This is a genomic window from Gemmatimonadales bacterium, assembly GCA_036265815.1.
GTDB lineage: Bacteria > Gemmatimonadota > Gemmatimonadetes > Gemmatimonadales > GWC2-71-9 > CAVVWJ01.
In genome coordinates this window covers 102,374-124,236 of sequence record DATAOI010000022.1, presented here as the reverse complement: position 1 = coordinate 124,236, position 21,863 = coordinate 102,374, and the positions used below count along the sequence as shown (strand labels likewise).

The window sequence follows — 21,863 nt, the reverse complement described above, 5'->3', positions numbered from 1 at the left end:
GGAAGTCGTGGATTCGGCAGATCAGGCCCTGGCCCAGCGAGGCGATTATGGCTGCCTGGCACCTCGCGCGGCTTCCTTCGCACGTTGTCCCGCCCTATTTTCCCTCGCTCCGACAGCCCCTCCCTTCAACGCCTGGCGTTTCATGGCCGATACCGCCCTGATGGACAAGCTGGTCTCCCTCTGCAAGCGCCGCGGATTCGTCTTCCAGTCCTCCGAGATCTACGGCGGGCTGGGGTCGGTCTGGGATTACGGGCCGCTGGGCGTCGAGCTCAAGAAGAACGTCAAGGATCGCTGGTGGGACGCCATGGTGCATGCCCGCGACGACATCGAAGGGCTGGATGCCGCCATCCTGATGCATCCCCGGGTGTGGGAGGCATCCGGTCACGTGGCCGGATTCACCGACCCGCTGGTCGACTGCCGCCATTGCAAGACCCGCTTCCGCGCGGACGACCCGCGCATCAAAGGCACCCCGGGTCAGCCCGATGCCCAGTGCCCCGTCTGCGGCAACAAGGGGACGCTCACCGAGCCGCGGCTCTTCAATCTCATGTTCAAGACCTTCATGGGGCCGGTGGAGGAGCAGGCGGCCGTGGTGTATCTGAGGCCGGAGACCGCCCAGGGGATCTACGTCAACTATCTCAACGTCCTGCAGAGCTCACGGCAGAAGGTGCCCTTCGGCATCGCCCAGATCGGCAAGGCGTTCCGCAACGAGATCACCCCGGGGAACTTCATCTTCCGCACCCGCGAGTTCGAGCAGATGGAGATGCAGTTCTTCGTGCAGCCGGGCACCGACGCCGAGTGGTTCGAGCGGTGGCGCGCCTGGCGCATGGAGTGGCATCAGGCGCTCGGACTCACCCCCGCCAAGCTGCAGTGGCACCAGCACGACGCCACCGAGCTGGCGCACTACGCCCGGGCCGCGTACGACGTGCAGTACGAGTTTCCCTTCGGCTGGCAGGAGATCGAAGGGGTCCACAACCGGGGGGACTTCGATCTCGGCCGGCACCAGGAGTTCTCCGGCAAGAAGCTGGAGTACTTCGACCAGGCGGCCAACCAGCGCTACCTCCCCAACATCGTCGAGACCTCCGCCGGGGCCGACCGGGTGGCGCTGACCCTGCTGGTGGATGCCTACCGTGAGGAGCAGGTGGAAGGAGAGACCCGTGTGGTGCTCGGTCTTCACCCCGCGGTCGCCCCGATCAAGGCGGGCGTCTTTCCGCTGGTGAAAAAGGATGGAATGCCGGAGCTGGCCACCGAGCTCTATCACGGGCTCAAGCGCCGGTTCCCCTGTTTCTACGACGACAGCGGCGCGATCGGCCGGCGCTACCGTCGAATGGACGAGGCGGGTACCCCGTTCGGCATTACGGTGGATGGTGAGACGACCAGCGCCCGGACAGTCACCGTGCGTCATCGCGATTCGATGCAACAGGAGCGGGTGGGTCTGGACCAGGTGGCGGAGTACCTGGCGGCGCGCCTCTGAGCCAGCGGGGAGTGCCGCCAGGTTATCTTCCCCGCTCGTCGCGGAAAGGACCCTCGCAGTGATTCGCCGGCTGGCGGTGGCGAGCCTTGGGCTCGCCGGAGCAGCGCAGGCCCAGAGTGCGGACCCGGGCTACCGGGTCGGCGTGGTGAGTGAATCCGCCGACCTCGTCACCTGGCTCAAGCCGGTGGCGGGAGGGCTGGCGCGCGATCATGTGGTGCCGGTCGGCCTCATGCCGTCCGACAACGACGGTCCGCACAACCTCGCGGTCTCGCGCGATCAGAAGAGCTACTACGTCACCATCGCGCACGGCACGCCATTCGGCTCGCTCTGGAAGCTCGACGTGGCGGGGGACACGCTCCTTGGCCGCGCCGAAGTCGAGCTCTTTCCCACCACCATCGGGCTCACGCCCGACGGCCAGTTCGCCTTCGTGGCCAACTCCGACTTCCACGGGGATCATCCCCGGGTCAACGTCGTCTCGGTGGTTCATCTCCCCACCATGACCAAGATCACCGACCTCCCGTCCTGCGATATGCCGCACGGGGTGAAGGTGAATCATGCGGGCACTCGGGTCTATCTCTCCTGCATGCACAGTGACGAGATCCTGGAGCTCCAGGTGGGCACCTTCGCCATCACCCGGCGGGCCGCAACCGGAGGGCCCCACGCGATGGCGGGCATGTCGATGGAATGCGCGCCCACGTTCGTGTCGGTCTCACCGGACGACCGCCGGCTCTACGTCGCCTGTAATTACGGCAACAGCCTGCAGGTCTGGGATGCGGCCACGCTCACCCGGACGAAGGAGATCCCGCTGGGGAAGGGCGCCTACAACGTGGAGCCGTCGCCCGACGGCAAGCTGGTGATCGTCACCAACAAGAAGGACCAGAGCGTGAGCCTGGTTGACGCCGTCGGCCTGACCGAGCTGGCCCGGATTTCCACCAGCAAGAAGGTCGTGCACGGCGTGGCCTTCTCGCCCGACGGACGGCTGGCGTACGTGTCCTGCGAATCGATCGGCGCCGATCCCGGGGCGGTGGACGTCATCGACCTTGCCTCCCGCAGGCTGATCTCCAGCATCGCGGTACCGGGCCAGCCGACGGGGATCGCCATCCGCTCCGTGGGCCAGCAAACCTCAACCCACTGAGTCTCGCCATGGTGTACCAGGTCGTCACGACGCTGGACGGCGCGGAGGTGCTTCGCCGGGCCAAGCGGTTCTTCGGGGAGCGGATCCCGATGCAGGCCGCATTTCCGGAGAAGGAGGGGCCCACTTACCTGACGCTGCGCGGCCAGGGCGGGGAGGAGATCGCGATCGCGGTGATGGCCTCGGGGGACGGGACCCGGGTGCGCGCCTCGACTCTGCTGTTCGACCAGCAGGTCGACCGGTTCCTCTCCACGCTGCCCGCGCCCTCGGAGACCGTGGCGTGAGCGCGGTCATCCCGCTGCGCGTCATGGTCCAGGATGCCTGGGACCAGGTGCGGCTCGATCTCCCGGCCTCCACGCCGCTGGCCGAAGTGAAGCGGCAGGCGCTTCAGGCCACCCGGGTCATCGGCAATCCGGACGCGTACCTCCTCAAGTTCCGCGGTGCCGAGTTGGAGGACGAGTCGCGCTCATTGGCCGAGGCGGGGCTGGTGCCCAACGGGGCGCTGATCGTGCTTCGCCGCCGCCGGCAGCCGGTTCGCTAGCGGGAGCACCCCGGGTGCCCATTCGCGTCTTCACGCACCCGGACTGTCTGCGGCACGACCCCGGCCCCGACCACCCGGAGACGCCCGCCCGACTCAACGTGCTGCTCTCCGCGCTCCGGAGCCGCTCCGCCGTCCATGTAATCGAGGCCGCGCCGGGGCCCCGTGAGGCACTCCTCGCCGTTCATCCCGACAACTATCTTCGCAGTCTCGAATCGATGAGCGCGCGGGGCGGCGGTGCGCTCTTTCTCGACACCATTCTGAACGATGCGAGCTGGGCTGCGGTCCTTGGCGCCACCGGTGCCGCGCTCGCGGCGGTGGAGCATGCCCTGGCCGGGCGAGGGAATGCCTTCGCCGCCATCCGTCCGCCCGGCCATCATGCACTGGCCGCCAGAGGCATGGGGTTCTGTCTCACCAACAACGTGGTGGTCGCTGCGCGGCACGCGCAGGCGGCTGGCCACCGCCGCGTGCTGATCGTGGATTGGGACGTGCACCACGGCAACGGCACTCAGGCGCTGGTCCAGGCCGATGAGACGGTCCGCTATGTCTCGCTGCACCAGCACCCGTGGTATCCTGGCACCGGGATGGCGGAGGAGCGGGGAGTGGGCAACATCTTCAACGTTCCGCGCGGGCCCGGGAAGCCGCCGACGCTCTACGTGGACGATCTCTGGGCGGCCGTCCAGGCCGCGACCCAGGACTGGAGCCCAGCGCTGGTCCTCGTCTCCGCCGGCTTCGACTCTATGCGGGGCGATCCGCTCGGCGGCTTCACCCTGGAGCCCGCACATTACGCCGACCTGACGCTGCGGCTTCGCGAGCGGCTGCCCCACGCGCCGATCGTCGGGCTGCTGGAGGGCGGCTACGTTCCCTCCCGCCTCGCTGATGGGGCGCTGGCGCACGTGACCGCGCTCGCCTAGTCTACAAGCCGCGCCCCCCGACCACCCTCCGACCAGTCCGAGGCTCCCGTGACCCAGCGCCTTCATCTGGAAGCCGAGTTCCTCGAGCTCCGGACCAAGCATCCGTTCATCATCGCGCGCGGGGGCCAGAGTGACTACCGGACCATCTGGGTGCGCCTGCGCGATGGCGACGGCCACGAGGGGTGGGGCGAAGCCGCGCCGACCAAGTTCTACGGCGAGACGCCCGAGTCGGTGCTCTCCGCGCTCAACCTGTACGCCTGCGAGATGCCGGAGAGCCCGTTCGATCTGGAGGAGACCGAGCGCCGCTGGGCCACCATGTTGCGGCGAAATCCGGCGGCCCGCTCAGCGCTCTCGGCGGCCCTGCACGACCTGGCGGGCAAGCGACTCGGGGTACCCGTGTATCAGCTCTGGGGGCTCGACCCCGCCAAGGCGCCGATGTCCACCTTCACCATCGGACTGGACACGCCGGAGAAGCTCCGGGCCAAGGTGCTCGAGGCGGCCCAATATCCCATCCTCAAGATCAAGCTGGGCACCGACCGCGACGTCGAGATCCTGCGGACCATCCGCGACACCACGGACAAGGAGATTCGGGTCGACGCCAACTGCGGCTGGACCGTCAAGCGGGCCATCGCCATGCTCCCGGTGCTACAGGAGTTCGGCGTCACCGTGCTGGAGCAGCCGCTGCCGCCGAGTGAGCTGGATGGCCTCGGCGAGATCACCCGCCGCGCGTCGATTCCGGTCATCGCCGACGAGAGCTGCGAGACCGCCGTCGACATTCCCCGGCTGGTCGGAAAGGTGGACGGGATCAATATCAAGCTCGCCAAGTGCGGCAGCCTGCGGGAGGCGATTCGGATGATCGCCATCGCTCGAGCGCACGGGATGATGGTGATGGTGGGTTGCATGATCGAGAGCTCGCTCGGCATCACCGCGGCCGCACATTTCACGCCTCTGGTGGACATCGTCGATCTGGACGGCGCGGCCCTGCTCGCCAACGATCCGTTTCAGGGCGCGTCGATCGACGGCGGGCGGGTGACCCTTCCCGCAGGCCCGGGGCTCGGCGTCCAGGCGAGATGACCACCGGCTCGGTCTCACCGCCGGCGTCGCCGGCGCGGTTCGCCCAGGTTGCCCTCCCGCTCCCGCTCGCTTCCTCGTACACCTACCGAATCCCCGAGACGCTGGAAGACCGGGTGGTCCCCGGCGCCCGGGTGGTGGTGCCGGTACGCCGCCGCGAGCTGATCGGCATCGTGGTGAGCGCGGACGCGCCGGCACCGGAGGCCGAGCCGAGGGACATCCTGGCGGCCCCGGACGAGGAGCCGGCGGTTCCGGCCGGCGTGCTCGCGGCGGCCGAGTGGATCGCGGGCTACTACGGCGCACCGCTCGGACTGACCCTCAAGTGCGTCCTCCCCGCCGGCATGTGGGGCGCCTCCGAGGTGGTCGTTTCCCTGCGCACGACGGCCCGGGTCACCGGCGGCTTTGCCGGCAATGTGCTCGACTGGCTGGGTGATCGTGGCGGCGAGGCATCGGTAGCCACCGCCGCACGGGCGCTCCGGCGCCCGCTCTGGGAAGTGCTCGACCGGCTGGCGCGGGTCGGCGCGGTCGAGCTCCGGGTCGAGCCGCCCGACGTCGGCGGAGCTGGGGCCACCGAGCGGGTCGTCACGCTCGGGGGCGACGCTCCCACCCTGCTCGAGCGCGACGCGCTCTTCCGGCGGGCTCCCAAACAGCGCCGGTTGTACGAGGCGTTGGAGCAGCTCGGCGGCGGTGCGCAGGTGAAGCACGTGGTGACCCAGCTCGGCTTCACGCCGGCGGTGATTCGCGCGCTGGAGGCTCGCGGTCTGGTGCGTATCGAACTCGCCGAGCGGCTGCGGGATCCGTTCGCGGATTCACCGGGGACGCCACCACCCACCGAGCTCACCCCGGATCAGGCTGTTGCCCTCGCCGCGATCGAAGCGCTCGCCCCCGGCGACAGCGCGCTCCTCCTGGGCGTCACCGGCAGCGGCAAGACACTGGTCTACCTCGAGGCAGTGCGGCGGATGCTGGATGCCGGGCGGGGCGCCATCGTGCTGGTGCCCGAGATTGGCCTGACACCGCAGACGGTGAGCCGTTTTCGCGGAGCGTTCGGCGATCAGGTGGCCGTCCTGCACAGCGCCCTGTCCGACGGTGAGCGGGCCGATGCTTGGCGCATGCTCCGGCGAGGCGAGCGCCGAGTGGCGGTGGGGGCCCGCTCCGCCATCTTCGCGCCGGTGGCGAACCTCGGCATGATCGTGCTGGACGAGGAGCACGAGGCAACGTACAAGAACGGCGAAACCCCACGCTATCACGCGCGCGATGTGGCGGCCGTGCGGGCGCGGATCGAGGGCGCCCGGCTCGTGCTCGGCAGCGCCACACCGTCGCTCGAGACGCTGGTCCGAGCGGAGGCCGGGCCAGCGAGCCAGGAGCGCCGGCCTCGACTGCTGCGGCTTCCCCAGCGGATCGGGGCCCGTCCGCTGCCGCCGGTCGAGCTGATCGATCTCCGGACCACGCCGAAGGTCGCGGTCACGGGTGGCCTCGCCTGGTCCGAGTCACTGGACGCGGCCATCGTCGCCGCGCTCGCCCGGGGGGAGCAGGCGCTGCTGCTGCTCAACCGCCGGGGCTTCGCGGCCTTCCTCCAGTGCCCCGACTGCGGGGAGGTCTGGCAATGTCCCCGCTGCAGCATCTCGCTCACGGTGCATCAGACGCCGCCCGGGCTGCGATGTCATTATTGCGGACATCAGGAGGCGCTGCCGTTCACCTGCCGGGCCTGCGCCAATCCGGTGCAGCAGATGCGAGGGATCGGGACCCAGCAACTCGAGCGGCTGCTGACGGAGCGCTATCCCCAGGCCCGGATCGCCAGGATGGATCTCGACACCACCAGTACCAAGTGGTCGCACCAGCGGATTCTCGGCGCGGTTGGCGCGGGTGACGTGGACCTGCTGATCGGCACTCAGATGATCGCCAAGGGGCTCGACTTCCCCAACGTGACGCTGGTGGGCGTGGCCGATGCCGACACCGGACTCTACCTCCCGGATTTCCGCTCGGCGGAGCGCACCTTTCAGCTGCTGGCCCAGGTGGCGGGGAGAACGGGGCGGGGGCCCAAGGGAGGACGGGTGCTGGTGCAGACGCGGCATCCCACCCACCATGCGCTGGTCTGGGCGGCGCGGCACGACGTGGAGGGCTTCCTGCGGGAAGAGCGACTGCTGCGTTCGTCGCCGCCGTATCCCCCGGAAGTGTCGCTAGTCAACCTGCTAGTGTCGGGGCTGGACGAGGTGGCGGTCGGCCGGGCGGCGGCGGGCCTGGCGGACTGGTGCCAGGCGCTGGCAGCAACGCACGGACTGCCGATTACGGTCCTCGGGCCAGCGCCGTGCCCGCTGGCCAAGCTCAAGGACCGTTGGCGGTGGCACGTGCTGCTCAAGGGTCCGGCGGAGTCGCTTGGTCGGGTGGTGCGATATGCGGCGGCCCGCCTGCCGCGGAGCCGGGGCGCCAGAATCGTGATCGATCGGGACCCCGTCTCGCTCCTCTAGGGCTCTGCGCCTCTACGGCTCTGCCGCCGTCCGGTATCCGATCTCGGTTCCGATGTAGACCACCCGGCCCGGCGCCGGCTCGAACACCCGCCCGAAGTTCCCGTTGATGGTCACCGAGCCGACGTACCGCCGGTCCCACAGATTGTTGAACCCGACGAACGGTGAGAGCTGCATGCTGCCCGCGTTGCCGCTCCAGCCGACTCGCAGGTTGGTGACGCCGGCGCCCCAGGCGTCCACCGGGATGCTGTTGGCATCGTCGGCGAAGAGCGAGGAGCTGATGGTGTGGTCGGCGTCGACGTAGAGCCCACTGAAGAGGTTGGTTCTGAGGCCCAACCGCCAGAAGTGATCCGGTACGCCGGGTAGCTTGTTGCCGTCGAGAGCGTCGCCGGTGGCGAACCGGTAGTGCGCGAAGGTGTAGGCGCCGCTCAAGCTCAGCCCGTCCACGGGCGTCACCGTGAGCCCCAGCTCGGCGCCGTCGTTGTGAGTCTTGCCGGCGTTCACGAAGAAGGCACGGCCCCCCACCTCCTGCTGTTGCACCAGGGCATCGGTGATCCGGCCGATGAAGAACGCCGCCGAATAGGAGACTCGAGAAGAGGCGCGTCCCCGCGCGCCGACCTCGTACGTGACCGCCCGTTGGGGCTTGAGCGCGCTGTTGAAGCCGCCGGTTCCGTTGGGCTGGTTGGCCAGCTCGGTGGTGGTCGGGGTCTCGAACGAGGTCGAGAGGTTCACGTACGGCACGAACTGCTCGCTGGCACTCCAGCTGGCACCGATGTTGCCGCTGAACGCCGCGTTGGTGCGCACCCCGCTGTTGTCGAGCCCGTCGCTGAGATGACGATCGAGCACGTCGAACCGCACCCAGTCGTAACGGACCCCGCCGCTCACCAGAAAGCGCTTGTTCGGCGTCCAGGCGAGCTGGGCGAAGGGGCCGAACTCGGTGATCTTCTCCCGCTGGTCGATCAGCACGCTATCGGTCGGCACGCCTGAGACGGCCACCAGGTTCTGCCGGTTGTCCCGCATGCGCTGCAGGTCCGCTCCAGTGGTTAGCTGGGGTGACCAGCTGGCCGAGCCCAGACGGTATGTCGCGCTGGCGCGAGCCCCGCCCACCACACGACCGATATCGACGTAGGTTCCGATCGTCATGCCCGTTGGACCACCCTGCGGTGGCGCGGCGAGCGGATTCTTGAGATCGCGTAGCACCCCGAAGACCGTGACGGCGACCTCGTTCCCCGCCGGGTCGACATGCCGGGCACCGAGGGAGAGCTGCTGCTGCTGGACGTCCTTGTCGGCCCGCCGGAGGATGTTGCTGGCCGCGGCCGAATCAGGATTGGCCATCCATTCCGCATAGGTGAGTGCCCCGGGGTTCTCCGCCCGCGGGTCGTCCGCCGCGCTGAACCTGAGCGTCCCGATCGTGCTGCCGGAGAACACGTAGTCGATCCCTGCATTCAGCTGCCGCACCTCCGCCCCGCTGTGCTCGCGAAAGCCGTCGGCCTTGAACTGCGACAGGGACAGCGTTCCGCTGGCGCTCCCCAGCCGGCCGGAGCTCCAGCTTTGCCACTTGTAAAAGTCGTCGTTCCCCTCCTTCCCTGTGCCGCCCTGGACCCGTACCCGCTGGGCGAATGGCGCCGCGGCCGCCGGCTCGCTCTGAAACGAGATCACCCCGCCGGAGGCGTTTCCGTACAGTGAGGAGCTCGAGCCCCGCAGCACCTCTGCCCGCCCGATATTGGCAAACTCGACGTTGGTGAGCTGGCTCTGCCCGTCCGGCAGCGTCTGGGGGACGCCATCGAGCAGGATCTTGATGCCCCTCACCCCGAAGTTGGAACGGCTCCCGAAACCGCGGATCGAGATCCGTTGGTCCAGGGAAAAGTTGTAGCGGTTGGAGACCACGACACCCGGCAGGTTGTTCAGCGCTTCATCGAGGCCGACCGTCTGCTGGCCGCGCTGCAGGTCACCCCGGTTGAGCACACCGGTGGCATAGGGCACCCGCTCCAGGGGCTCCGCCGAGCGGGTGGCCGACACGTTGATATCCGGCAGACGGGTGACCCGGGTGGTATCCCGCCGGACCGAATCTGACGGACTGGGCTGCTGGGCTTCCACGCCACGGCCGAGCATCGCCAGCAGCGGCACGAACAGGGTGGCTTGCCGGAAGGCGGAGCGGGGGATTCGGGGGCGGGTTTCGGGTCCTATCATGTGAGTCTCCTCAGGGGCTATCGGAAAGGTAAACCCGCCGTGGACCCGCTCCGCACGCTTGAATACACCCTGGCGCCCCCCTACCTTCCTCCCCCAAATGCCAGAAAATCCAACGACTTCGCCCGACTTCTCCCAGCCGCCGTTCGCCGGCGCGCCGGAGGCTCGTTTCGAGCCGCTCCCGGCGGACGGGGTGCTGCCGGAGGGGTTCTTCTCCACCTCGAACCTGCCCACCTACATCCGGGTGGACGGCCGGTGGCACGCGCCGATCAGGCCACGGATGGACTGTGTGGTGGTGAAACGCTCCACCGGCCTGGAGACGATCGAGCCGAGGCGTCTCCGCCGGGGCGAGCTCGTCGCCATGGGGGAGGCGGAGGACGGCAGCCAGGGCATCGTGGTCCACTCCCAGGGATTCCTCGGCAGCGTGCACGGCGCCAACGAATTTCGTTTCATGAGCACGGAGGTAAGCCGGGAGCGGCCGGTCAACTACGAGGAGCTGGCGGCGCGGGTGGGCGAGGAGAAGCGCAACGGCGGGTATCTGGTCTGGGTGGTGGGACCCGCGCTGGTCCACTCCCGGGCCCGCGCGGATTTCGAGTGGTTCATCCGGAATGGCTATGTGCAGGCCGTTCTGGCCGGAAACGCCGTGGCGGTGCACGACATGGAGGCGGCCATCTTCGGCACCACCCTGGGTATGAGCAACACCGGACAGCCGACGCAAGGCGGGCATGGACTCCACATGCGGGCGATCAATCGGGTCCGCGCGGCCGGATCTATCGAAGCGGCGGTAGAGCAGGGGGTCATCCGGAGTGGCATCATGCACGCGCTGGTCACCGAAGGCGTGCCCTACGTGCTCGCGGGTTCCATTCGGGACGACGGACCGCTTCCCGGCGTGTACAGCGATACGCTCGCTGCCCAGGACGCCATGCGCGAGCATACCGTGAAAGCCACCGGGGCCATCTTCGTGGCCACCGCCCTGCACGCCATTGCGGTGGGCAATATGCTTCCCGCGTTTCACCTCTGCCGGGGCGCGCCCGCGCCGCTGATGACGATCTGCGTCGACCAGACCGAGTTCGTCGTCAACAAGCTCAAGGACCGTGGCACCCACCAGGCCTATGGCGTAGTGACCAACGCGCAGGACTTCATGCACGTCCTCCGGTTCTATACCGAGCGATGGGAGCAGGGGCCGGCGTGATCGAGCCGGGCACCGGGCCCGGCTGGGCCCGGCTCGCTCAGGCGGTGGCGGAGCAGCTCCCTCCCGTCGAGGTGGACGGAGTGTGGGTGTTCAGCTCGGTCCGGCACGAGGGGCGGGAGTACGGCACCGCCGTCGTCTCCCGTGTGGATGGCGATCGGCGGCGGATTTACACGGCGCGCTACGTGCTTGCGGTCAAGGGCAAGGAGCGGGGGAAGTTCGAGGCTTCGGTGCTGGAGGTCGGCAGTGGACCGGTCGAGGCGCTCGCCCAGCTGCTGCACGAGGCCCAACGCCGGATCGACGACGAACATCCGCCGCTCGCGGTCTCGCCCGAGCGCTGGTTTCCGCCGCGGCCGCCCGAGCTCGATGGTGCCGCTCGCTAAGGTGGAGGGGGCGGCCCTCCTCGAGCGGTTTCGACGCTACCTCCGCGAACATCGGCAACCCGTCACCCGGCAACGCGACCTCGTCGCTCAGGTGGTGTTTCTCTCCGAGGGCCATCCCTCGGTGGAGGGCATCCGGCGCACACTGAAGGAGCGTGGTGAGCAGGTGGGAACTGCGACGGTCTACCGCACGCTGGAGGTCCTGGTCCAGAGTGGGCTGGTCCGGGCGCACGACTTCGGCGAAGGCTTCAAGCGCTACGAGCCGATGCCGGCGCAGGCCCATCACGAGCACCTCATCTGCCAGCGTTGTGGGCGGGTGGAAGAGTTCCAGAACGAGCGGCTGGAGCGGATGCTGCCCGTCATCGCCGACGAGCACGGGTTCCAGCACCAGCGTCACCGGGTGGAGATCTACGGGGTCTGCCGCGATTGCCGTCAGCGGGAGCTGGGGCCGCTATGAGCCAGCCGGTCGCCTTGGGACTGATCGTCGCGTTCACCGCGGGCCTGCTTAGCTTCCTCTCGCCCTGCGTGCTGCCGCTGGTACCATCGTACCTCGGCTTTCTCACCGGGATGAGCCTGCCGGAGACGGGGGGCCGCCGCTGGACGGCGCTGCTCCACGCGCTGCTCTTCGTCGCTGGATTCAGCCTCGTCTTCATCCTGCTCGGCGCCAGCGCGACCGCGCTCGGCCGGGCGCTCAACTACTATCAGATCTGGCTGCAGCGCCTGGGTGGCATCATCGTCATCGGATTCGGGCTGGTCTCGCTGGGAGCGTTCGCGCCCGGCCTGCTCACCCGGGAGCGCCGGCTGCACTTGGAGCGGAAACCGGTCGGCTATCTGGGTTCCGCGCTGGTCGGCATGGCGTTCGCGGCGGGGTGGACCCCCTGCATCGGGCCGGTGCTGGGTGGCATCCTGGGGCTCGCCGCCACCACGACCGATCTCTCCCGCGGCATGCTGCTCCTCGGCTTCTACTCCGCGGGACTCGCGCTGCCGTTCGTCGTGGCAGCCGTGGCGCTGGAGTCGTTTCTCGAGTGGTTCCAGCGTTTCCGCCGATTTCTGCCGTGGGTGATGCGGGCCAGCGGAATCCTGCTGGTGCTGGTCGGCATCCTGCTGGTGAGCGGCGAGTTCACTCGTCTGGCGGGCTGGCTCCAGGGCCTCACACCGGAGGCGCTGCGGGGGAAGATCTGACGCCGAGCGCGGTGACAGCAGCGCGGGCTCGCTCCCCTAGGCCGGGCTGCCGCCGACCTCCTCTTCCTCCAGCTCCTCCTCGAGCTGCTGCCGGCGCAGCAGCTCCCAATAGCGCCCTCCCCGGCCGATGAGCTCGAGGTGAATGCCTTGCTCGACGATCCGCCCCTCGTCCAGCACCAGTATCCAGTCCGCGTCCCGCACGGCGGCCAGCCGATGGGAGACGATGATGCTGGTCCGCCCTTCCAGCGCCCCGCGCAGCGCACGAAGGATCCTGGCCTCGGTGTGCGCGTCCACCGCACTCAGGGCGTCGTCCAGCACGAAGACCGGCGGATCCTGGGCCAGGGCGCGCGCGATCGCCGCGCGCTGCTTCTGGCCACCCGAGAGGTTGATACCGCGCTCGCCCAACAGTGTCTCGTAGCCGTCCGGCAGCGCGGGGAGCGCTTCGGTGAGCTGCGCCACCTCCGCCACCCGGTCCAGCCGACCATCATCCGGCGCGCCGAGCAGCACGTTCTCGCGGACCGTGTCACTGAAGAGGAAGGTCTCCTGCGGGACGAACCCGATGGCGCGATGGAGCTCGGTCAGCGAGAGGCGGCGCACGTCGACGCCATCCAGCAGGATCGCGCCGCGGTCGGGGTCGTAGGCCCGCACCAGAAGATCGACCAGCGTCGATTTGCCCGACCCGGTGGCCCCGACGATGGCCAGCGAGCGTCCCGCCTCCACCCGGAAGGAGATGTCTTCCAGCACCGCTCCCCGATCGGCGGCGCCGGGGTAGGCGAACCGGACGCCGTGGAACTCGACCGAGCGTCCGCCGCGGGCCGGTGGAAGGCGCTCAGGCACCGCCGGCCCGGTGATGGCGGGCCGCTGGGCGAAGAGCTCGTTGATGCGTCCCATCGACGCCGCGCCGCGCTGCACCAGGTTCACCGCCCAACCGAGCGCGATCATGGGCCAGACCAGCATCCCCAGATACACACCGAACGCGACGAACTCGCCGACCGTCACCCGACCCGCCATCACTAGCTGGCCTCCGATGTAGAGCACCACGACCGCGCTCAATCCACCCAGCATGGTGAGCAGCGGGAAGAAGAGCCCCTGCACCCGGGCGAGCTGGAGGTTCCGGCGCAGGTAGTCCTTACTCAACCGCTCGAAGGCGGCGATCTCGGCCTGCTCCTGCCGGTAGGCCCGGACCACCCGCACACCGGACAGGTTCTCGTGCGCCTGGCTGGTGAGACTGCTGAACTGTGCCTGGATGGCCTGGCTGCGCTGGTGGACCCGCTGTCCCAGCGAGATCATCGCCACCGGGAGCCCCAGCAGCGGGATGAACGCCATGGCGGTCAGCCGAGGACTGATCGAGACCATGGCAGGTGCAATTAGCAACGCCCGTATAGTAGTATCCACCAGATACATGAGCGCCGGGCCGGCCACCATCCGGACAGCCAGCAGGTCGTTGGTGGTGCGGGCCATCACATCGCCCGTGGGGTACCGGTCGTAGAATTCCGCCGACATCCGCTGCAGGTGATGGAAGAGATGGTCCCGCAGGTCGGTCTCGACGCGGCGGCTACCGCTGTTGAGCAACTCGCGCATGCCGTACCGCGCCACACCCCCTGCGAGCGCCACGGCGAGCAGCAGCGCGAGCGCGATCTGCACCTCTTTGAACGCCGAGCCTTGGCGCAGGGCGTCGATGGCCCGCTCGATATAGCGCGGTCCGAGAGTTGCAAACTTGTTGGAGACGACCACCAGGACCAGCCCGAGCGTGTAGGTTCGGGTGTAGGGCCTGAGGTAGGGCAGGAGGGATCGCAGCTCGCGCATAAGAGTGGCTGAAATGTCACCGAGCCGCGGAACCCCGGCAAGTCACATCAATGAGGAGGTATCGATGTCGAGAACGATGCTCGCGGCGCTCACCCTTATCTCCGTCGCGGCCTGCGGCCGGAGCGACCGCCGTGATGTGGCGTCGGCCGACAGTCTGAGCCGCGACCTGCAGCTGGCCCCGGTGGATTCCACCGCGCCATTGAACGATCAGCCCTCGGCGGACACCGCCAGCTCGGCGGCGCCCGCGGCCACGCCGGCACCGAAGCCGGCGGCCCCCAAGCCGGCGCCGAAGCCCGCGGCTCCCAAGCCCAAGCCGAGCGCGCCGGCGGCGGCCCCGGCTCCGCAGCCCAGCGCCGCTCCTCCCGCCGCGGCCCCGGCGGCCGCCTCCGCACTAGCGGCCGGCACGACCATCTCGGCCACCACCGATGCCGAGATCCGCTCGCAGAAGAACAAGGTGGGTGACCAGGTGACGGCCACCGTCGGCAGCGACGTGAAGGACGCCTCCGGCAAAGTGGTCATTCCGGCGGGCTCTCAGGTGACGCTCCAGATCACCGCCATCAAGGAGTCGGAAAACAAGGGCGACACCACCGGCACGCTCACCGTCAAGCCGACCGCCGTCTCCATCAACGGCGCGTCTCACCCGATCACCGCCTCGATCACCGGCGTGAAGACGAAGCTGGAGGGCCGCAAGACCGGCGCGGGTGACATCGCGAAGGTTGGGGTGGGGACCGGCGCGGGTGCGGTCGTCGGCCGGGTGCTCGGCGGCAGCACCAAGGGCGCCGTCATCGGCGGCATCATCGGCGGTGCCATCGGGGCGCAGCGCGCGGTGGAGACCAAGGACCGTGACGTGGTGCTCCCTCAGGGGACCACCGTGACCGTCACGCTGGACCAGAAGTTCGTCGCCCAGAGCTGAGTCGGTGTAGTTCGTCGAAGGAGAAGCGGCGGCGCCGATCAGTACCCGGCGCCGCCGCCTCCGCGTCGGGGATCGCTGACCCCTTCCCAGCCAGCGGGCGCCCGGATGATCGCCTCGACATCGCCCCAGTATCCGCGGGCCTCGATCGCGTGGCCCCGCGCCCGCAAGCTGTCCAGCGTGGCCTCCGGAAACGCGCCTGTCTCGGTCTGAATGCTGTCGGGGAGTCCCTGATGGTGCATCCGCGGCGCGGCCACGGCATCGGGCAGCGTCATCCGGTGGTCGATCACGTTGGAGATGACGTGGTAGACCATCGTGATGATCCGCGGCCCGCCGGGCGTCCCCAGCACGAGATAGAGCCGCCGCTCAGGATCGAGGACGATGCTCGGGGTCATCGCCGACAGCATCCGCTTTCCCGGCGCGATCGCGTTCGCCTCACCCTGGACCAGGCCGTACATGTTGGGTTTGCCAGGCGCCGTGGCGAAATCGTCCATCTCGTCGTTGAGCAGGAAGCCGGCGCCGGTCACCGTGACCGCGGCACCGTAGCTGTCGTTGAGCGTCGTGGTGCAGCTCACGGCGTTGCCTTCGGCGTCCACCACCGAATAATGCGTGGTCGACGCGCCGCTCCGGACCGAAGGATCGAACTTGGGCGTCGGGGTCGCTCGTTGGCCGATGCTCCGCCGCTGCTCGGCGGCGTACGCCTTGGAGAGCAGCCGGTCCACCGGGTTGCGGACGAACGCGGGGTCGCCCAGATAGGTGTTCCGGTCGGTGAAGGCGCGCCGCATCGCTTCGGCCTCCCGGTGGATCAGCTCGGCCGAGCCGAACCGCGGCAGCGGCGAATATCCCTCCATGATGTTCAGGATCTCGCCCATGGTGACACCGCCCGACGACGCCGGCGGCATGGAGTAGATGGTGTAGCCGTGATACGCCACCACGATCGGATCCCGCCAGATGGCGCGATAGCCGGCCAGGTCGTCCCGCGACATGATCCCGCCGCCGCGCGCCATCTCCGCCACGATGAGATCGGCCACCCGCCCGCGATAGAAGCCGGCAGCGCCGCTGTCGCTGATTGCCTGGAGCGTGGCGGCGAGATCGGGTTGCCGGAGCGTCGTCCCCGGCACCGGCGGCCGGCCGGAGGGGAGGAAGCTGGCCCGGGATGCCGGGAAGAGCGCGAGGCGGGCGCTGTCTTCCCGGATCGACTCACTCCGGTAGACATCTACCGCGAAGCCGTCGCGCGCCAGCCGGATGGCGGGCTCGAGCAGGCGGGCCAGCGGCAGGCGTCCGTACCGGTGATGTGCCTCGGTCAAGCCCGCCACCGCACCGGGCACGCCGGCCGCGAGCGCGCCGGTGAGGCTCCGGTCGGTCGGCTGTCCTTTGTCGTCCAGATACATGTCGCGGGTGGCGCGGGCGGGCGCCGTCTCCCGGTAGTCGAGTGTCTGGACCGCCCCGTCCCGCGGACGGATCACCATGAATCCGCCGCCGCCCAGGTTGCCCGCCTCCGGGTGAACCACGGCGAGCGCGAACCCCACCGCTACCGCCGCGTCGACCGCGTTCCCGCCCGCACGGAGTATTTCCCGGCCCACCTCACTCGCGAGCGGGCTTCCCGACACCACCATGGCCGCGCGGCCCTCCGCCACCCCGGCCTTGCCGGCGAAGCGCCACTCGGGACGGAGGCCCGTCTCCGTCGCGCTCTCGCCGTGGTGGGCACACGCGAGCGGCAGGACCAGCATGACAACCGGCAGCAGGCGATCGATTCGCACGCGAGCCTCGTGGTGTGGTGTCGGGGAGCCGGGGAGGTTGCCCCGGGCGACGGTCGGGCTCTAATTTAGCGTCAGGTTCGCGCCCGGATACTCCCATTCGCCTGCTCGCGTGGCTGACGACTACCTCGATCCGCGCCTGACCGAACGGCGCAACCCCCGCAGCTCCACGATCGATACCGCTTCCGCCCTGGAGATCGTCGATCTCATCGGGGCCGAGGACGCCACCGTCCCCCCCGCCGTGGCCCAGGCGCGGCTGGAGATCGCGCGTACCATCGATCTGATCGAGGCCGCCTTCCGTGTCGGCGGCCGGCTCCTTTACGTCGGGGCCGGCACCAGCGGTCGGCTCGGCGTGCTCGATGCGGCCGAATGCCCTCCCACGTTCGGCACCCCGCCCGAGATGGTCGTCGGCATCATCGCGGGCGGCTTGCCGGCGCTGGTCCGCTCGATCGAGGGCGCCGAGGACGACGTCAACGCCGGTCTTGCCGAAATGGACGCCCGCCGGGTCGGACCGAACGACGTGGTTGTGGGCATCGCGGCGAGCGGCACTACACCGTACGTCAGAGCGGCACTCTCGCGCGCGCAGACCCTGGACGCCCGCACCGCGCTAGTCTCCTGCTCACCACCGCCGCGGCTGCTGCAGGAGACCTGCGACGTGTGCATCACCGTGCTGGTGGGCCCCGAGATCGTGACCGGCTCGACCCGGATGAAGGCCGGCACCGCCACCAAGCTGGTGCTCAATACCCTCACCACCGGCGCCATGATTCGACTGGGCAAGATCTATGGCAATCTCATGGTGGATCTCCGCGCCTGGAACGACAAGCTGGTGGACCGGAGCCAACGCATCCTCATGGAGACCACCGGCCTGCCGCGTGACGCGGTGCGTGCGGTGCTCGACGGCGCCGAGGGCAGCGTCAAGACGGCGATCGTGATGGCCCGGCGCGGCGTGTCCCGCGAAGAGGCCGAGCGTCTTCTCGCCGAGCACGCCGGCCGCCTTCGGGTGGTCGTCGGCGATCCGCCGCCGGTCTCCGGATGACCGAACGCCCCTCGCTCGCGGTCGGGCTGATGTCGGGCACCTCGCTGGACGGCATCGACGCCGCACTGGTTCAGCTCGAGGGCCCCACCCACGCCCGGCTGCTCGAGTTCGTCACCCGGCCCTACGGCGAGGCCGAGCGGGCCGACATCCAGCGGGGCCTGGTTGGCGGCGACAGCGCGTTTCTCGCCCGGCTTCACGTGCGTCTCGCCGAGTGGGCGGCCGAGGCGGTGGAAGGGCTGCTGATCCAGGCTCGAGTTCCGGCGTCCGAGCTCGACGTGATCGCCTTCCCCGGGCAGACCATCTGGCACGAGCCGCCCACCGTCTCCTGGCAACTGGGCGAGCCCGCCGTGCTCGCCGAGCGGTTCGGCGTTCGGGTGGTGAGCGGCTTCCGCGCGCGCGACGTGGCCGCGGGCGGGCAGGGAGCGCCGCTGGTGCCGATGGCGGACGTCCTGCTCTTTGCCTCGAGCGAGACCCCCCGGATTCTGCTGAATATCGGAGGCATGGCCAATCTCACGTATGTTCCCCGCCGCGCCGTGGAGTCGGGCGTGCTCGCCTTCGACACCGGACCCGGTGTCGCGGTGATCGACGCGCTCGCGCGGCTGGTCGAGCCGGGCTGCACCTTCGACCTCGATGGCCATATCGCCGCCGCCGGTCGGCCGGACGGGTCGGTGCTCGCTGAGCTGATGCGCGATCCGTTCTTCGGGGCACCGCCGCCCAAGAGCACCGGCCGCGAGCGATTCGGCGACGGCTACGCCCGGACCCTTCACCGACGCGTCCCAGGGTCGGATGGCGTCGCCACGGCGGTGGAGCTCACGGCCTGCACCGTGGCCCGGGCCGTCGGCTGCTGGACCACCGGCGACGCGGAGGTGGTGGCATCGGGAGGCGGGTGCCATCACCCGGTGCTGATGGCGTCGCTGGAGCGACAGCTCGCGGCCTTGCCGGGCCATCACCCGCTGCTCCGGTTCAGCGATCTCTTCTTTCCCGGCGACGCCAAGGAGGCGGTGGCGTTCGCGCTCCTGGGCTACCTGACCGTCCATGGACAGCCGGGCAACGTGCCATCCGCCACCGGTGCCCGCGGTCCCCGGGTGCTCGGCACGGTGACCCCGGCGTGACCACGCCCACGACGCCGCTGGAGCCGGCCCGGCTCATCATGCCCGCGCTCCGTTGGCGGCCCGAGGGCGGCTTCGCCCATGAGGCGGCCACCATCGCCGATGCGCTGGCGCTCGGCGTCGGGGGCTTCATCCTCTTCGGCGGCACAGTGGAGGCGGTGCGCCGGCTCACCGCCGACCTGCTCCGCCGGGCGGGCCGGCCGCTGCTCATTGCCTCCGACCTCGAGCGCGGCGCAGGCCAGCAGGTCGAAGGGCTGACCGAGTTCCCCCCGCCGGCCGCGCTCGCCGCCCTGGAGGACGCCGCGGTCGTTCGCTGGGCCGGGTCGGTGACGGCACAGGAGGCGCGGGCCGTCGGCATCAACTGGGTCTTCGCCCCGGTCGCCGATCTCGATGTGCTCCCGGAGAATCCCATTGTGCAGACCCGCGCCTTCGGGGCCGACCCCAACCGGGTCGCCACCTTCGTGCGGAGCTGGATCGAAGGCTGCCAGGATGCCGGTGCGCTCGCCTGCGCCAAGCACTTCCCCGGCCATGGGCGCACCGAGGTGGACTCCCACGTGGCGCTGCCCGTGGTCTCGGAGGACGCGGAAGCGCTCCGGGCCAGCGATCTCCTGCCGTTCGGCGTCGCCGTGGAAAGTGGAGTCGCGTCGATCATGACGGCGCACGTGGCCTACCCGGCACTCGACGCGTCCGGTCTCCCCGCCACCATCTCACCCGCCATTCTGGGAGAGCTCCGCGAGCGGCTGGGCTTCGACGGCCTGGTGGTGACCGACGCACTCATCATGGACGGAGCGCTGGTGGGCCGGCGCGAGTCGGATGCCGCGGTGGAGGCGATCCAGGCCGGGGTGGACCTGCTGCTCTATCCCAACGACGCGCGCCGGGTCAGGGATGCGCTGCTCTCGGCGCTCACCAGCGGCGCCATTCCCCAGCAACGCCTGGCCGAGTCGCTGCGGCGCTACCAGCGCGCCGTCGACGCCGCCAGCAGTCCCACGCCTCCGGTGACCCGCGGACCCTTCGACTCGGCGGAGGCCCTGGCGGACGCGTTGCTGGAGCAGGGACTGCTGCGGGGGAACGTCTTCCGTCTGGCCGGCCCGTTGGACATGGTCGTGGTGGACGACGACCTCGGCGGCCCCTATCCGCCCGGGCCCAGCGACTGGACTCAGCGTGCCCTGGGGGAGGAGCTGATGGGCCGCTACACCGGTGGCGCACGGGTGGTCCTCGCCTTCGCCGAGCCACGGGCCTGGAAGGGGCGATCCGGCTTCGGCCCCGCCGCGCGTGACGCTCTCGCCAACTCCGCGCCCGATGCCGATCTCATCGTGCTCTTCGGGCATCCGCGTCTATTGGAGGAGATTCCCAGTGACGCGCCGGTGCTGCTCGCCTGGCATCGCCAGCGTCTGATGCAGGAGGCGGTGGCGCGCTGGCTGCGACGGCGGGTGGGTTGATCAGTCGTGCGCGGCCGCGTTCCGAATCGCGGGAAGTAGCCCGAACGCCGGCAGCCCCAGGAGGAAGGTCACCAGGAAGTAATGGCCGTAGCCCAGGTGCTCGGCGAGGGCGCCGGAGGCGGCGCCGGCCACCGTGCGCCCCAGTGCCAGCAGCGCGGAGAGCACCGCGTACTGGGTGGCGGCATAGCGGCGCTCGCACACCGACATCAGAAAGGCGACGAACGCCGCGGTGCCCAGCCCATGGGCGAAATTCTCGAACAGCGCCACCGCCGCGAGGAGCGGCTTGGACGGCGCGGCCACGGCAGCCCCCGCGTAGCCCAGGCTGGAGAGGGCCTGCACCAGCCCCAAGACCCAGAGGGCCCGGAAAATTCCCCATTTCGTGGTGAGCACGCCTCCCAGCACCGCCCCCGCCACCGTCGCGAGGATGCGCCCGGTGGTCAGAATGGCCCCGATCTCCTCCAGCGTGAAGCCGCGGTCCACCCAGAACGGGCGGGTCATCGGGTCCATGGCGTAGATATCGAGCTTGAACAGCATGGCAAACAGCGCGACTGCCCAGATCCCCGGCCGCCGCACCAGGGCCCGCAACGGCTCCCAGATCGCCACCGGTGGGCCGGCGGAACGGGCAGGGGTGGGCAGCAGCAGCGCCAGCAGGGTGAGCCCGGCAACGATCATCGTGCCGACCTGGAATGACGTCGGCCAATCCACCCTTCCGGCCAGCCAGATGAGCAGTCCGCCGGCGATGAACATCGCGATCCGGTAGGCGGCGATCCGCACCGAGTTGGCGACGCCGAGCTCCTGGGTGGTGGTGACCTCGATGGTATACGCGTCGATCGCGATGTCCTGCGTCGCGGAGAGAACCACCATGAGAAGGAGAGCGATCCAGAACGGCCGTGAGAGGAGGGCCGCCGCGCCGGCCAGATGGCCGCCGACCGAGTGCCAGGCGGGCTGCATCAGCGTCTGGTAATCCACCCGGCTGAACACCAGCGTGAGCAGCGTGAGTCCGGCCAGGCAGGCCGCGATCCACTGCCGTCGGGTGCCCAGCCGGTCCACCAGTGGCGACCAGACGAACTTGAACGTCCAGGGAAAGCTGACGGCGCTCACCAGGCCGATCTCCACCAGACCGGCGCCATGGGTGCGCAGGTAGACCGGCAGCGTCTCGTTGACCAGACCAAACGGGAAGCCCGAGGCGAACGAGAGGGCCGCGAGCCAGGTCAGCCGAACGCGGAGAGGGCTCTGGATCGGCGGAGCAGGGGCGTGCTCAGCCTGCGGCAAGGGGCGAC

At 69.6% G+C, this 21,863-nt stretch carries 19 protein-coding genes; 15 read left to right on the top strand and 4 right to left on the bottom strand.

Going from position 1 to position 21,863, the window contains the following annotated elements:
- Nucleotides 1-142 precede the first annotated feature (142 nt).
- From VHR41_04085 to priA, 7 genes are read left to right on the top strand one after another with little or no spacing between them, the layout of a single operon-like run.
- Nucleotides 143-1,471, top strand: a complete 1,329-nt coding sequence (locus VHR41_04085) for a glycine--tRNA ligase (GenBank protein ID HEX3233348.1) — start codon at nucleotides 143-145, stop codon at nucleotides 1,469-1,471.
- Nucleotides 1,472-1,529: 58 nt separating this feature from the next.
- Nucleotides 1,530-2,606 carry a cytochrome D1 domain-containing protein gene (locus VHR41_04080; protein HEX3233347.1) on the top strand — a complete coding sequence of 359 codons (1,077 nt, stop codon included), beginning with the start codon at nucleotides 1,530-1,532 and terminating at the stop codon, nucleotides 2,604-2,606.
- 8 nt (nucleotides 2,607-2,614) lie between these two features.
- Nucleotides 2,615-2,887: a hypothetical protein gene (locus tag VHR41_04075; protein ID HEX3233346.1), complete on the top strand. Its 273-nt coding sequence runs from the start codon at nucleotides 2,615-2,617 to the stop codon at nucleotides 2,885-2,887.
- A complete protein-coding gene (locus tag VHR41_04070; protein HEX3233345.1) occupies nucleotides 2,884-3,144 on the top strand; it encodes a hypothetical protein in 261 nt (86 codons plus the stop codon). Before VHR41_04075 ends, VHR41_04070 begins: the two co-directional genes overlap by 4 nt.
- Nucleotides 3,145-3,158: 14 nt before the next feature.
- Nucleotides 3,159-4,055: a histone deacetylase gene (locus VHR41_04065; protein ID HEX3233344.1), complete on the top strand. Its 897-nt coding sequence runs from the start codon at nucleotides 3,159-3,161 to the stop codon at nucleotides 4,053-4,055.
- 48 nt (nucleotides 4,056-4,103) lie between these two features.
- Nucleotides 4,104-5,129 carry a dipeptide epimerase gene (locus VHR41_04060; GenBank protein ID HEX3233343.1) on the top strand — a complete coding sequence of 342 codons (1,026 nt, stop codon included), beginning with the start codon at nucleotides 4,104-4,106 and terminating at the stop codon, nucleotides 5,127-5,129.
- Nucleotides 5,126-7,591, top strand: a complete 2,466-nt coding sequence (gene priA / locus VHR41_04055) for a primosomal protein N' (protein HEX3233342.1) — start codon at nucleotides 5,126-5,128, stop codon at nucleotides 7,589-7,591. The genes VHR41_04060 and priA overlap by 4 nt, the downstream gene beginning before the upstream one ends.
- A gap of 12 nt (nucleotides 7,592-7,603) precedes the next feature.
- On the opposite strand, the gene VHR41_04050 is transcribed toward priA, so the two are convergent.
- Nucleotides 7,604-9,778: a TonB-dependent receptor gene (locus VHR41_04050; GenBank protein HEX3233341.1), complete on the bottom strand. Its 2,175-nt coding sequence runs from the start codon at nucleotides 9,776-9,778 to the stop codon at nucleotides 7,604-7,606.
- Nucleotides 9,779-9,875: 97 nt separating this feature from the next.
- Between VHR41_04050 and VHR41_04045 the strand changes: the two genes are divergently transcribed.
- Genes VHR41_04045 through VHR41_04030 form a run of 4 tightly spaced genes read left to right on the top strand, consistent with a single transcriptional unit; the run spans nucleotide 9,876 to nucleotide 12,526 of the window.
- A complete protein-coding gene (locus tag VHR41_04045) occupies nucleotides 9,876-10,967 on the top strand; it encodes a hypothetical protein (protein ID HEX3233340.1) in 1,092 nt (363 codons plus the stop codon).
- Nucleotides 10,964-11,347, top strand: coding sequence for a hypothetical protein (locus VHR41_04040; GenBank protein ID HEX3233339.1), 384 nt, complete (start codon nucleotides 10,964-10,966; stop codon nucleotides 11,345-11,347). The genes VHR41_04045 and VHR41_04040 overlap by 4 nt, the downstream gene beginning before the upstream one ends.
- Nucleotides 11,331-11,801, top strand: a complete 471-nt coding sequence (locus VHR41_04035) for a Fur family transcriptional regulator (protein HEX3233338.1) — start codon at nucleotides 11,331-11,333, stop codon at nucleotides 11,799-11,801. The genes VHR41_04040 and VHR41_04035 overlap by 17 nt, the downstream gene beginning before the upstream one ends.
- Nucleotides 11,798-12,526: a cytochrome c biogenesis protein CcdA gene (locus VHR41_04030; protein HEX3233337.1), complete on the top strand. Its 729-nt coding sequence runs from the start codon at nucleotides 11,798-11,800 to the stop codon at nucleotides 12,524-12,526. The genes VHR41_04035 and VHR41_04030 overlap by 4 nt, the downstream gene beginning before the upstream one ends.
- A 36-nt stretch (nucleotides 12,527-12,562) precedes the next feature.
- Here the strand turns inward: VHR41_04030 and VHR41_04025 are convergent, their stop codons facing one another.
- Entirely contained in the window at nucleotides 12,563-14,332 is a 1,770-nt protein-coding gene (locus VHR41_04025; protein ID HEX3233336.1) for an ABC transporter ATP-binding protein, read from the bottom strand.
- Nucleotides 14,333-14,396: 64 nt separating this feature from the next.
- Here VHR41_04025 and VHR41_04020 point away from each other — a divergent pair, with 64 nt between their 5' ends.
- The gene (locus VHR41_04020) at nucleotides 14,397-15,245 is read left to right on the top strand and encodes a hypothetical protein (GenBank protein ID HEX3233335.1); all 849 of its coding nucleotides are present in this window, start codon (nucleotides 14,397-14,399) and stop codon (nucleotides 15,243-15,245) included.
- Between the two features lie 38 nt (nucleotides 15,246-15,283).
- Here the strand turns inward: VHR41_04020 and ggt are convergent, their stop codons facing one another.
- A complete protein-coding gene (gene ggt / locus VHR41_04015) occupies nucleotides 15,284-17,002 on the bottom strand; it encodes a gamma-glutamyltransferase (GenBank protein ID HEX3233334.1) in 1,719 nt (572 codons plus the stop codon).
- 109 nt (nucleotides 17,003-17,111) lie between these two features.
- Between ggt and murQ the strand changes: the two genes are divergently transcribed.
- Genes murQ through VHR41_04000 form a run of 3 tightly spaced genes read left to right on the top strand, consistent with a single transcriptional unit; the run spans nucleotide 17,112 to nucleotide 20,583 of the window.
- Nucleotides 17,112-18,035, top strand: coding sequence for an N-acetylmuramic acid 6-phosphate etherase (murQ, locus tag VHR41_04010; protein HEX3233333.1), 924 nt, complete (start codon nucleotides 17,112-17,114; stop codon nucleotides 18,033-18,035).
- A complete protein-coding gene (locus VHR41_04005) occupies nucleotides 18,032-19,147 on the top strand; it encodes an anhydro-N-acetylmuramic acid kinase (protein ID HEX3233332.1) in 1,116 nt (371 codons plus the stop codon). Before murQ ends, VHR41_04005 begins: the two co-directional genes overlap by 4 nt.
- Nucleotides 19,144-20,583, top strand: a complete 1,440-nt coding sequence (locus VHR41_04000) for a glycoside hydrolase family 3 N-terminal domain-containing protein (protein ID HEX3233331.1) — start codon at nucleotides 19,144-19,146, stop codon at nucleotides 20,581-20,583. Before VHR41_04005 ends, VHR41_04000 begins: the two co-directional genes overlap by 4 nt.
- Here VHR41_04000 and VHR41_03995 read toward each other — a convergent pair whose 3' ends face one another.
- Nucleotides 20,584-21,855, bottom strand: coding sequence for an MFS transporter (locus tag VHR41_03995; protein ID HEX3233330.1), 1,272 nt, complete (start codon nucleotides 21,853-21,855; stop codon nucleotides 20,584-20,586).
- Nucleotides 21,856-21,863: the final 8 nt, after the last annotated feature.